Genomic DNA, 11907 nt, shown 5'->3' on the forward strand with positions numbered 1-11907 from the left:
TTCATGCGCGAACCGGCGATCATGTTCCGGCTGCCCCCTCAGGTTTTAAGCAACCTCGACGCCCTTGCCCGGAGGCTCGATGTCTCCGTGAACATAGTCGCCAAGCTCATTGTCACCAGGGAGATCATGCATATTCCGGCGATGCTCGAGGAGCACGACCGGCAGCTGGCAAACATGCACCAGTTTTTACGAGATCTCGCCTTCCGGAACGAGGAGTTCCTCTCGGAGGAGGGTGTGCATGCCGAAAGTACCAAAGCGATCGCGCATCAGCTCGAAGAAGTCATGAGCGCTCTTGATGCCATCCGCGACGCTGCCTTCATCCGGCCGTCCACATTTATCGCCGATCTGATCAGGAGCCACGATGAACGACCTGTCCAGAAGTCGCTCCGCATCTAGACCCGGAAGTCGTCGGCTGCCGAGCTATTTCGACCTCATAGAAGACGAGTTGCGGCGGCGCGGGGGCGGGGGACCAGCGAAGCGGCCGACGTTTGCGAGCCCCGCCTTGCCCACTGCCAAGCACGCCGGCGTGGCCTCGGCGTTCAGCCGTGCGGCCGGCAACAACGCGGTCGTCGTCAAGGTCCTGTCTTACGGGGCCGGCGCAAGTTCGGCTCGCAACGTCCTCGCCTATCAAAGCAAGGAGGAGAGGGCCCTTGACCAGGATGGCCGTGAGGTCACCGATCTAAATGCCGCCGTGCGGTCCTGGGAGCGGGAGTTTGGCAACCGGAACGGCACCCAGGACATTCTCCGTCTGACTTACGAACTTGAAAAAGGCGAAGGCGAAGACATAGCGCGCGCTCTCGGTTCGCTGGCGGAAGACGGGTTCCGTCACACGGGCGATACCGATCGAACCTATGCTTTCAGCGTCAGCGAGGGTGTGAAAGGTGGGACCCGCCTTCATTTTGCTCTGGTGATTGCCCATGAGAAGAAGGACCGATCGGATCGAAGCAGTGCCAATCGCATCCCTGCGGAAATCGATGATGTCCGTGCGATCGACGAGCGATTGGACAGGGCTTTACGTGGTGCCGGTATCACTCCGGTTTCGCGCTATCCGGCTGAATTCTCCTCCGGGCCCAAGGGCCTGACAGCCACCTTACATGCGATGCAAAGGGCAGGGGCGGAGGTAACTCTGTCGACGAAAACACACGTCAAGGACCGGCCCAGCATGAGTGGCCGTTACGAGCGCGGCGGGGAGCGGCGCGAAGTCACGACCAAAGACCATAAGGAACTGACGGCCGAGGGCCAGGTCGTTGGTGCGCTTATGCAGACCCGCCAGCCGCGGGATTTCATGCACCTGTTGCTGTCGGGGCCAGCCAATGTCGATCGCGACCGCTTCATCCTGGCGGGTCGCGATTTCCTTAAGGAACAGTTTGCGGGCCACCGCTATGCCTACGCCGTCCATAACCGCAATGATCTTGAAAAGCATCCGCACCTGCATGTCATCATCGCCCTGCGCAATGCGAGCGGAAAGATGCTCAATCCGAATATCCGCGACTTCACCGAATGGCGGGTCCGTTTCGCTGACAATGCACGTGAGCGCGGCATTCCGATCGATCGCCAGAAGCGTATCGAACGTGCTGGCCCACCGCCGGTCAAACGATGGGAGTGGGAAATGTTTCGCCGGATGGGCGCAACGGCGCCAGCAAACGTAGTCGACAAGGTCAGGGCTAAGTTGCGCGACACGCCGACCGCGCCGAAGCGTGAAGAGGCCAAGAAGCGGCTCGAACAGAGCCGGCGTTCCGTCGGGCGCGTCATTCTGATGCTGGAAGGTATTGCGAAGGACCGCAGTGCACCGAGCACCGCGCGTGAGCTCACCCATGATCTGTCCATCGGGCTTCGGCGCGAATACGGGCGACTTGAAACAGCGGTCCGCGAAGGCCGTGATCCCACACGAGAGAAAGGCGAGGACCACATGCTGCGATCCACACCCATCAGTGCCGCGCAAGCAAAAGCAGCGAAGGAAACGCTGGCGAACACCGCGCTCACGGTTGCCGTGAAGATTGCCAATCCATCTGATCGGCTGATCTTCGAGCAGGCGACGAAGATCATCGGCAAAGTCGTCGGGCTGCAGCTCGACTCACGCGTTGACAAGAATCGAGACCGAACGGAGTCTGGCAGGGATAAGCGGAGTTCGGACAGCCTCGAAACCAAGTCGGCTGCCGGTCGCGATCATATTGCGGAGCAGGGCGTGGTTAATAGGAGTTCGAACAACCGTTCTCTCGACGCATCGCGCATCGCCCGGTCTAATGCGGAGCATGACGCGCCGGAAACAGATCGTTCGAATCGGGAGCGCCCGAAACCCCAGCAGCGGGATCGCGACATACCAAAATCGATCAAGCTTCGCCCGCCTCAGGAGAAGGACAGGGACCGCACCCGCTAACCCTGCGAACCGCACTGTTGGCCACAGTTAAGCTCTCCAGCGATGGACCAGCCCAACGTCGCCTGGATCTTGGCGCGGAGTCGCTTAACCTCCGTGGCTTCAGGCGAAGACAAGTTGGGGGCATGCTTTCGGGCCGCACTCTGAGCGGTTCCCTCGCTTCGGTTGTTGAAGTAGTCGATTACCGAGACACCCGCATCGTCGGCAGCGAGGCTACCAGCGGTCGAGCTGCCGATGAAAACGGTTTCCTTCCTGCCGATCCCATACCGCTCCATAACTTGGAAGATCGCTCCGGCGCCAGCCTCCTGTTGCCGATCCGCCTGGCGCTGAAGGCCGGTTCCGCTTGCACGTGGGACGTCACTCCATGTCACCCAGAAATCCGGCATGGCACATCTGATGCTCAGTAATGCGTCAAGCAATTCGGTCAGGGTTGCGAATTCTGATCTTCCATAGGCACCCGCGTCCATCCCACGCTCGTCCGAAATAAAGCCGAAACGAGCATTGAGGTGTCGCAGATGCCTTAACGTTTCAACGAATTGTTCGTCGATATCTCCGAGCATGTAATCCCCGGAGGGACTAGTCTTTCTCAGGAGGGTGCCATCTCTCTCGAAAATGACGAGGCCCGTCGAACCGATCCTCCTAAAGATCCTGTCTGCATATTTTGCATGATTGTTCATTGGCTAAATTCCAAACCTTGAAGCCAGCTTCGCCATCACACGACTTCGAAATGATGCGCAGCTTCCTCTTGGGACCAGTCGGTCGCGATTGTCGTCGTTACCGGTTATGGGACGGGAAATCAGCGCGGTTCGGTGAGGTCTCCGGCGTTCGTACAAGCGAGCGGCAAAATGGCTTCCTCCTCTCACTCGCTGCTCATCTGTTCTGAAATCAACATCCCAAACTTCAAAATTTTGCTCCTGATAGTAGAATCGCTATGCAGTTGCGTGTAGTTGCGATACCCGTTGATCGGGCACAAGCGCACGAAATCTACCGAAACGAAACGAAAGCAGAGTCGGTAAGCCATTGCCAAAGAATGGAAAGTTATTTCTCCCTCCGCCGAAAGACGGAAGTGATTTCAAAGAACTCTTCAAACAATTGGCCGCGGCAGGAGCGGGCCGGCCGTTGGGAGGTGATGGCTTTCCCGCAGGCCCGTGGACGCCCGAACTTCTCGCTGAGGCGATTTCACAGATCGATTCCAACCGGACTGGGGTCGATCTGCGAACGGTCCAGCTTTGGTTTCAAGAAAATGAGAAGGGTATCAGCACGACCAATATTCGTTGGCTGGCAAGGGTCTTCGGGTGTGATGATCCCGTAGCAACAAGCGAATGGCAGATGGAGCTAAGTGCGGCGCAATCTCGCTTGACGGCGAAGAGGCGAGGTTTGAAGAAAGCGGGAAGCAGCCCTGCGGCAGAGGTTCCAAATCTGGCACTGAATGTCGTCGATGAGGAGATGGAGTCGCCGGCAAAGCTGGAAAGGGATACCGAGGCTAATCAGCCGAGCCGACGTTTTAATTTGGCGAGGAGGTCGGAGGCGCTATTTAGCCGCGGATCTCCCTTAGATCTACCTGCGTCGGTGTTTGCGGGTGCCACCGCCCTTGGGTTTCTCTCGTATATTGTGGGGATCCACAACGCGACTTACAATCGGGCGGATGGTCTCGTCAAACAGGTAGGTTTCCTCTGGGCGCCCAATTGGACGTTCCTCTTTATGGTGTTCTTGCCACTGTTTTTTGCGTTCGTCATAGAGTTGCTGTTGTTTTGGAAGAATGAAGGGCGCTTACGGATTGTAGCGGCGGGCAATCGTGTGGAAAGCGACGACGCTTGGGCCCGCAACGTAGATGCTTCTTCGTATACATATTGGGCGGTCTTTTTGATCTGTGTGTTGTTCGCCGGTCTTTTTCAATGGATCGGCGTGTGCTTGATTCCGCTGCTAAAAGGCGGTGGCAACTATGCGATGGATTGGGGCAAGTTAGCGCTCGTGCAGCCTGAAATCATATCGGTGCCGATGGAGATTATATTCACAGGGCTCGCTTACCTCTATATGTGCCTGTGCTTCTATCTCTTCTTCGCAGGCCTCATTTTGCTTCATACGGTGGTTCATGACCTTTGGAAAATTGGAGAGGCATCGAAGAATCGGGCGGGAGGAGATTATGAATACGAGCTAAATGGGATCGCCTTGCTGGTGATGCGCGGAATTTTTCGGTGTACTATTTTGGGGATCCTGATCGCCATATGCATGAAGGCCCAAAGCTCTTATCTGGCATCGAACGGAAAGAATATTGTCGACTGGTTGCTCGGCGATGTGACTTCAGCTTTTTATGGGGGCAAAGATATGGGCAACGGATCCAGCTATAGGATGCCGACCCATTACAGCAGCCTTCTTGTCGCTATTTCGACCTGTATTGTTTTTCTATACGGTTCCATCCGTTTAGGTGCCGGATCCCGGTTTCATTTCCCCTTGTGGAAGATGTCAGCGGTCGTGGGGTTACTCTTTACTAGCTACCTGCTGATCGACGCGTTTACAGGCTTTTCGATCCTTCTCGGCATTGGAGTGCTGTTCGCGATGTACGGCCTTATTGACCCGGGGTTTGGGCGATGGAGAGCGCGCGACTTAGGAAGCAATCAAAATGTATCATAGTTGGCTTGATCGTTGGGATGAGCGACGGGCACGGCGCGGTGAGGAATCGAAGACTGCAACCGATTTCGTCCTTGACGCCGACCGCGCCTTTCCAGGCGCTGAGAACATAGGAAGTATCGACGAATTTTGCGTCCTTGCGGACCAGGCCGTTGCTGATCCGTCCTTTTTCGATGAGCCAGGCGGGGACGATCAGCGCTTTCAAAGGCAAGATGAGTGGCTTAAATTTCCATCGGGCATGTCTACTGACGTTGAAGAGAACAACGTCGTATGGGCGAAAATCACAGAAAGCGGCTCCTTCAACAGGGTAATGGTGATTTTTCACCATTGGAATGCAAGCACCCGAAGTCACCAGATTGCGAAATTTTTCTCGAGACGCGGCATCACGGTTGTTGAGATTGCCATGCCCTATCACTTCGAGCGCAGCCGTCCAGGCGCGGTGCACGCCGACTATATGCTGAGCGCTAATCTCGGTCGAACCATCCAGTCTGTGCGGCAGGCAGTATGGGACGGGCGAAAACTCATTCGTTGGTTGAAAAGCGAAGGCTATCGAGAGATTTCCGTTCTCGGTATGAGCTTAGGTTCCTGGGTCGCGGGTTTGATCGCTGCGCACGACTCGGCTGTGTCAAAAGCCTCGTTGTTTCTTACAGCAGGAAGTCTCGCAGACATGGTTTGGACAGGGCGCGCCACACGATCGATACGTGAAAGCCTTGAACCCGTTATTGAGCTGACCGAGCTCAGAAGGGCGTGGGGTCCGCTTATCCTAGAGAACTACGCGCACAATTTGGCACGGACCGATCTCGAACTTCATGTTGTGTTGGCTAAGAGGGACAAGGTTGTTCTGCCAGAGATATCACGGGGGTTCATGCAGAGGCTGAAGGCCGCCGGAGCTAGGCCAAACATTTTGGAATTAAACTGTGGTCACTATTCGCTCGGCATGCCGCCTTACATTTTGCTGGCCGGTTTGAGCCTGAAACGGTTTCTGTCGTTCCGCTAGACTGAGGGCTCTTGATCTCACAAGGTGACGGTTGCTGCGATGCAGATGGCCGAGGAGAGATGTGCGCGCAAGGGTGGTAGCGGGTGACGGGTGGCGATGCGTCGCCATGTTGATTTCCCTACGGAACCGACCGCGCTCAGTTCCGTAGGGCATCAACGATGCAGGTTCGGCGCTCCTGCCGATTAATAAGGGATGATGGTGGAGGGCGCTGAAGTGTCGTCCCGACAGTCGGATCGTGGGAGCATGAATATACACTGTTATGTTATAACATATCGCATAAGCAGATTTATGGAACTGGCGTTTGAAAAGGCGAATGGCCACCAGCAATCGACATGGCCACTCATGGACCAACAATCAAACCCACAGTACGCTAAGACGGTATCAATGTGCCAAGGATCGAACTGCGGGTCCTTGAGGATAAAGTTGACGGCATATTTTTTGCCGCCGATATCCAGCCTTGAGCGCCTCGTTGACCAGGCCGAAATTCGTCTGCTTCGGAAAATGGGCTCAGCGGCCTGGATCGGGCGTTCGCCCAGGCGACATTCATCGTATTGACACCCGAGGCGAAGGAATTGCGGACGCTCGCCGGGGCATCGTCAACTTAACGGAATATGGAATTCGATGTGCGATGAAGGTTGATGACAGTACCGTGATCCACTCAATCATCGACATCGCTTTCCCGCCGAAGTTATTGCCCACGCCGTGTGCAGAAGAAGTTATCCTCGCGCTTGAGATCAACGGTCGGCCACTCACTCCAGCGCGCGGAGGACCGGTTCGATTGGTCGTGCCAGGTTGGTATGGCACAAACTCCGTGAAATGGGTTGGTTCGATCACGGCTGCGGATCGGCGCGCAAGCGGCGCCTATACGACGCGCTTCTATAATGACCCCACCGCGTCGGGAACGAAGCCGGTTTGGGGCGTGGCCCCGGAGTCCGTCATCGTGTCGCCGTCCCCAGATGATCTGCTGTCAGCGGACATGCCAACGAAAATATGGGGCTGGGCTTGGGGAGACCACCAGATCTCCAGCGTCGAGGTCAGTGTGGACGGGGGAGGGTCATGGCGGACTGCCGCAGTAGGGCCGCGCGAGGGTAGAAGTTGGCAGCGGTTCGAGTTGCCATGGACCCCTTCATCAGGCCAGAATATCTTGCTATGTCGGTGCACGGACGAACTTGGGGAGGGACAGCAGTTGACTGACGCGAGAAACGCGGTACACACGGTTCAAGTTGAAGTTAATCCTTGAACCGGAGCCTGCGACACTGAGATGGGCATCCACGGACGCACGAAAAAAATCGAGATTTCTCGATGAGCCAGCGGCAGTACGGGCTGCCACATCGACAGGACAAGCGCTTTCCTGCGAAAGTTGCGATCGGGTGGAACCGAAGCGGTAGCCCGCCTCACACCGGCGGCGCGATAGTCTAGCGTGGCGCGCCCAACGATTCTCGCGGCGGCAATTATCGTTCGTCGAATGTGCACGAATAGTAGCTGACCCTGCTACCTCATCCGGAAGACCGGATTGTCGGGAAAACCTTTCGCCTCCCAAGGCAGCGTGGTTGTCGTCGAACTTGTTTCGACGGCAGCCACGTGTTGTGTGTGTTTCGGCGTGCAAATTTGGCTCTGACTCACTTTTGATGAAATCGAGTGCTGGCTGATGTTGGTTTCACATAAGGAATCAGCACCATGGGTCATTCGCTCCGGTCGTCGACGCTCGTTCCTCGCGGTTTTGTGGTCTACAATACAGCCATTGATGACGCATGTTGATCGCAATACGTCCGGCGAGCACAGCAAGCCTTTGCCCAGTCTGCGGAACAAGGTCGGAACGAATCCACAGTCGATATCAACGACGCTTGGCTGACCTGCCGTTGGTGGGAAAGCCTGTTCGACTTGTCATTGATGCGCGACGATTCCACTGCGACGCAGTGTTGTGCGGCCGGCGAATCTTCACCGAGCGCTTTGACGGGGACGTTCTCGCGCCTTCGTCGCGGCGAACTGCGAGGCTCGACCACATCGTCCAACTGATCTCGATCCATGGTTGGAGAAAGCTCGAACAGGCTTGGTCGCGTCCTTCGCTAACGGCGTCGTCAAGGACCGTGCAGCCGTCAGCGCCGCGATCACGTCGCCATGGTCGAATGGCCAGACCGAAGGGCAGATCACCAAGCTCAAATTGGTGAAACGCCAGATGTATGGCCGCGGAAAGATTGACCTCCTCCAGGCCCGCGTCATCGGCACGGAATAAAATCCATCACCACCAAAATTGCGTCAGAGCCAAAATTGGATGCCGATAAGGGGTGAATTTTGGATGCTGATTGACAGATGAATTATGCGGGCGTCGTCGTTCTTGCCGCGCTGCTCCCGTCTCCGGTTCATAAGAGACAAGTCCAATCGCCGAGTCACTTCCTAACTTGCGCAAACCGCCGCGCATTGGGTGGCCTGTTCACTTTTTTCGCGGCGGCCAGCGCCTCGATCATCACCAATCTTTGGGGTATTGTCACATTGATTGAGCGGTAAGGAAATTGAGGTTGCAGCGCACCCATGAGCGTGAGTGCACCGACCTACAAGAACCACCGCTATCCGATCGAAATCGTAGCCCGTGCTGTCTGGCTTTACTTTCGCTTTAATCTGAGCCTGCGTGATGTCGAGGAAATGCTGCTCGATCGCGGGATCGTCTTTCCTACGAGACCATCCGCCGATGGTGCCGAAAGCATGGCCTTGATTATGCGCGCCGCATACGCCCCAAGGCGCCGACGAAAGACGATGTCTGGCACCTCGATGAAGTCGTGGTGCGCATCAACGGTCGAAAATGCTGGTTGTGGAGAGCGGTTGATCAGGACGGATATGTGCTCGACGAGATCGTCCAGACACGCCGTAACACCAAGGCGGCCAAGCGCCTGCTGACGCGACTTCTGAAGAAGCCGGGCATGCCGCCAAAGCCTATGATCACGGACAAATTGCTCCGACGGGGCGGCCAGACGCCAGGTCATGCCGAACGTGGAACACCGCTCGCATAAAGGCTTGAACAACCGGGCGGAGAGTTCTCACCTGCCGTGAGAAAACGGGAGCAAACGCGACAGGGTTTCCGGTCGGTTGGCTCATTGCAACATTTCGTGTCGATCTTCTCCGCCGTCCAAAACCTCTTCGTCCCATCCCAGACCAACCGCTCCGCAGCACAAATTCGAACCCATCGACGCCAGGCAATGGCAGCGTGGGAAGCCGTGAGTGCACGGCCTGCCTGAAAAGCGCAGGCTCGGCCTCACGTGGCCACATTCAAACAACGTGACAACGCCCATCCGGGAGCCGGCGGCGCAATCATCTCGAAACGAAGGACGACCTCATCGGAAACGGCAACAAACTGAGCAATAGTACTTATTTACGACATCACGAATATAGCTAGTCTAAGGCGTCTTGTCCCGCCAAATTTCAATCAATTGTGGAGTCAGCCGATGACAGCAGCGTTTTGGAGTCAGCCGACGACAGTTGCGGATTTGACCAGTACAGGCGTGGCTATCGGCGCTCTTGCGCCTGTGGTTACTCTGACACCTGCCTTCGCGCAGACCGACTTGGTTGCGTTATCGCGCTATTTTTCCTGATGCGGCTTTGCGGGAATGATGGAGGATCAAAGTGCTTTTCCCACTCGAATCAGCGCTGAAGGCGGATTCCAAGTCTGTCGCAGCGTCTGGCGACTACGATATCGTCGTCGTTGGTTCCGGCATTTCCGGAGCTATAATTGCCAAGCAGGCTGCAGAAGCTGGCAAGCGTGTCCTTGTGCTTGAAGCCGGAACCGGTGCCCATAGCTCTTTGGCAGGCTATAACGTTCTGCTGACGACCTTCTATTCGGCAGCCACCAAGGATAACCAGTCGCCCTTTCCGCTGAATGCGAACGCGGCCATGCCCCGCAGCACGCAGCTTCGCAAGCTGCAGGCGGGGGAAACCGATAGCTCGACCTATATCGTTCAATCCGGACCTTATGCGGCAATATGCGGCCCATCCTGTCGTTCACGGTTCCGGAATATACCATGAAGGGTGCCGCCTATGGCCGCCAGTTTGCGCGCACCGTCTTTACGCGTCTGGGCGCGCAGGATCATACCCATTATGACCCCAGCGATTTCGGCTATGTGGCCTATGAGGGGCAAGGCGATGCGATCCGCGGCGGCACCGGCACCCACATCATGGGAACGACGAAGACCAATTCCGTCGTGGACAAGAACCAGCGCAGCTGGGACCACGAAAACCTCTACCTCGTGGGCCGATTCGGTATAGCCAATGTCACCTTGACGCTGGCCGCCACGTGCTTCCGAAGCAGTCGCGACATTCTGAATATCTGCACTGAACAAAGACCAATATCCGATACGCGGAACGAACTGCGGAACTCGACGCAAGCGACACGAAGCCCGACTGTGCACCTAACTATATTCCAGGGAGCTTGAGGATGGATCCTTATGGCATTAAGACGCTCGATGAGCTGAAAGAGTTTCTCCACCGTGCGATGCAGCTCGAACATGCGACGATTCCGCCGTATCTGACGGCACTTTACTCGATTAAGCCCGGTGTAAACCGGGATGCGGCGCAAGTTCTTCGCGTGATCGTCGTGGAAGAAATGCTGGATTTGACCATTGCGGCCAATATCCTTAATGCCATCGGTGGCACGCCGGATCTTACTAGGCCAGATTTCGCGGTTAACTATCCCGCCTCGCTCCCTGACGGCGAGACCGACTTTAAGGTCAGCATACAGGCTTTCAGCCGTGAAGCGCTGGCGACATTCTTGAAAATCGAGCGCCCGGCCCGGCGCCCCGAACATCTCGCTGGCAAGGGCCTGATACAACGCAAGAACTCCCCGCATATCACAGCGCTTGGCAGTGATCCGAGGCACGAAGATCTCCATTTTTACAGTATTGGCGAGTTCTATTCGGCAATCGCAGACGGCATCAAATACTTAGAAGCCGAAGCGCGCCGGGCGGGCACAACGATTTTTATCGGCGACAAGTTTCGCCAGATTACCTCGGAATATTATTATTCCGGAGGCGGTGAGTTGTTTCCCGTGACCGATCTGAAAAGCGCCCTCGAAGCCATAGAGCTCATCATGGAACAGGGCGAAGGTGACGGTGGCGGTATCTACGACGATGACGAGCACGAACTGGCCCATTACTATCGTTTCGATGAACTGGTCAAAGGCCGCTATTACCGGAAAGGTGATCAGCCCGGACACCCCACGGGTCCGCATTTGCAGGTCGACTGGGAAGGCGCTTATCCCATCAAACCGAACCTCAAGGTGGCGGAAATATCCGAAGGCTCGGAATTGCGTGAGGCGGCGACCGACTTCAATACATGTTATGGCGAGTTTCTGGAGCTTTTGACGCGTGCCTATAATGGCCAGCCGAGCTTGCTGCTGGAAGCCGTTCCGATCATGTTCGAATTCCGCAATATAATCGTTGAACTGATCCGCAATCCCCTGCCGGGCCATCCCGGTAAGTACAGCAGCCCCACCTACGAGATTCCCCACAGTGCAAAACAGGCAGCTGTCACCGGGCAGGCGGAGGCGATCGCATGAGCAGCCGTTTCGATGCATTTCTCGACCTTTCTGTCGAATTGACGGCCTTTTCCCGCTTCGATCTTTTGGGAGCGGGCCTGGCGGAACTCTCGACACGCTCGACACGGTGGTCGGGAGCGAGGTCGCCGACACGCTGCTCACCGCCCTTCGTCACCTTGCCCCATCCGTTCAGTTCCACATCCGTGCACCAACGCCAGATAACATAAGACGGCGATGTCACGTTGTTTGATCAACGGCCGAAAAGTCGCTTGGCGGTAAACTCAGGCAATTGCAGCGGTCACGGCCTTCCACTGCGCCATGGCGCGGATCCGATGAATATGGGTGGCTAGGGCTGAGTGTCTCTGGTGCGGCGCGACGAAAAGATTT

At 56.4% G+C, this 11907-nt stretch carries 8 protein-coding genes and 6 pseudogenes; 12 read left to right on the plus strand and 2 right to left on the minus strand.

Annotated features, from left to right (window positions below; translation table 11 throughout):
- Positions 1-3 precede the first annotated feature (3 nt).
- Complete coding sequence (locus tag BS629_RS21660; RefSeq protein ID WP_077988480.1) at positions 4-396, plus strand: hypothetical protein; 393 nt, start codon at positions 4-6, stop codon at positions 394-396.
- Positions 362-2377 carry a relaxase/mobilization nuclease domain-containing protein gene (locus BS629_RS21665; RefSeq protein WP_245315105.1) on the plus strand — a complete coding sequence of 672 codons (2016 nt, stop codon included), beginning with the start codon at positions 362-364 and terminating at the stop codon, positions 2375-2377. Before BS629_RS21660 ends, BS629_RS21665 begins: the two co-directional genes overlap by 35 nt.
- Here BS629_RS21665 and BS629_RS21670 read toward each other — a convergent pair.
- Positions 2374-3051, minus strand: a complete 678-nt coding sequence (locus tag BS629_RS21670) for a hypothetical protein (protein ID WP_077988482.1) — start codon at positions 3049-3051, stop codon at positions 2374-2376. The two genes, BS629_RS21665 and BS629_RS21670, sit on opposite strands and share 4 nt — an antisense overlap.
- Positions 3052-3394: 343 nt before the next feature.
- Between BS629_RS21670 and BS629_RS21675 the strand changes: the two genes are divergently transcribed.
- The 10 genes and pseudogenes from BS629_RS21675 (at position 3395) to BS629_RS21705 (ending at position 11541) form a co-directional block, all read left to right on the plus strand.
- Positions 3395-5005 (plus strand): RcgA family putative transporter, encoded by a 1611-nt coding sequence (locus BS629_RS21675; protein ID WP_077988483.1) that lies wholly within the window; start codon positions 3395-3397, stop codon positions 5003-5005.
- The gene (locus BS629_RS21680; RefSeq protein ID WP_077988484.1) at positions 4995-5999 is read left to right on the plus strand and encodes an RcgR family putative quorum lactone hydrolase; all 1005 of its coding nucleotides are present in this window, start codon (positions 4995-4997) and stop codon (positions 5997-5999) included. Before BS629_RS21675 ends, BS629_RS21680 begins: the two co-directional genes overlap by 11 nt.
- 706 nt (positions 6000-6705) lie before the next feature.
- A pseudogene (locus BS629_RS21685) lies at positions 6706-7239 on the plus strand (molybdopterin-dependent oxidoreductase); the annotation flags it as partial.
- A gap of 511 nt (positions 7240-7750) precedes the next feature.
- Positions 7751-7903 (plus strand): annotated as a pseudogene (locus tag BS629_RS39895) (transposase family protein); the annotation flags it as partial.
- A gap of 110 nt (positions 7904-8013) precedes the next feature.
- Positions 8014-8232, plus strand: a pseudogene (locus tag BS629_RS38485) (transposase); the annotation flags it as partial.
- Between the two features lie 296 nt (positions 8233-8528).
- Positions 8529-9229, plus strand: a pseudogene (locus tag BS629_RS21695) (IS6 family transposase).
- 207 nt (positions 9230-9436) lie between these two features.
- A pseudogene (locus BS629_RS39900) lies at positions 9437-9580 on the plus strand (glycoside hydrolase family 15 protein); the annotation flags it as partial.
- Positions 9581-9614: 34 nt separating this feature from the next.
- On the plus strand, positions 9615-10013 hold the full coding sequence (locus tag BS629_RS39905; RefSeq protein ID WP_245315106.1) for an FAD-dependent oxidoreductase: 399 nt from the start codon (positions 9615-9617) through the stop codon (positions 10011-10013).
- On the plus strand, positions 10010-10420 hold the full coding sequence (locus tag BS629_RS39910; protein ID WP_245315107.1) for a GMC oxidoreductase: 411 nt from the start codon (positions 10010-10012) through the stop codon (positions 10418-10420). The genes BS629_RS39905 and BS629_RS39910 overlap by 4 nt, the downstream gene beginning before the upstream one ends.
- A gap of 2 nt (positions 10421-10422) precedes the next feature.
- Positions 10423-11541: a ferritin-like domain-containing protein gene (locus BS629_RS21705; RefSeq protein ID WP_077988486.1), complete on the plus strand. Its 1119-nt coding sequence runs from the start codon at positions 10423-10425 to the stop codon at positions 11539-11541.
- A gap of 260 nt (positions 11542-11801) precedes the next feature.
- On the opposite strand, the pseudogene BS629_RS38495 reads toward BS629_RS21705, so the two are convergent.
- Positions 11802-11907, minus strand: a pseudogene (locus BS629_RS38495) (IS6 family transposase); the annotation flags it as partial.

The organism is Rhizobium leguminosarum bv. viciae USDA 2370, assembly GCF_002008365.1.
Taxonomy (GTDB): domain Bacteria; phylum Pseudomonadota; class Alphaproteobacteria; order Rhizobiales; family Rhizobiaceae; genus Rhizobium; species Rhizobium leguminosarum.

Excerpts from the sequence above, each read along its gene's own strand:
- BS629_RS21660 (WP_077988480.1), top strand. The coding sequence starts at position 4 with ATGCGCGAACCGGCGATCATGTTCCGGCTGCCCCCTCAGGTTTTAAGC.
- BS629_RS21665 (WP_245315105.1), top strand. The coding sequence starts at position 362 with ATGAACGACCTGTCCAGAAGTCGCTCCGCATCTAGACCCGGAAGTCGT.
- BS629_RS21670 (WP_077988482.1), bottom strand. The coding sequence starts at position 3,051 with ATGAACAATCATGCAAAATATGCAGACAGGATCTTTAGGAGGATCGGT.
- BS629_RS21680 (WP_077988484.1), top strand. The coding sequence starts at position 4,995 with ATGTATCATAGTTGGCTTGATCGTTGGGATGAGCGACGGGCACGGCGC.
- BS629_RS39910 (WP_245315107.1), top strand. The coding sequence starts at position 10,010 with ATGAAGGGTGCCGCCTATGGCCGCCAGTTTGCGCGCACCGTCTTTACG.
- BS629_RS21705 (WP_077988486.1), top strand. The coding sequence starts at position 10,423 with ATGGATCCTTATGGCATTAAGACGCTCGATGAGCTGAAAGAGTTTCTC.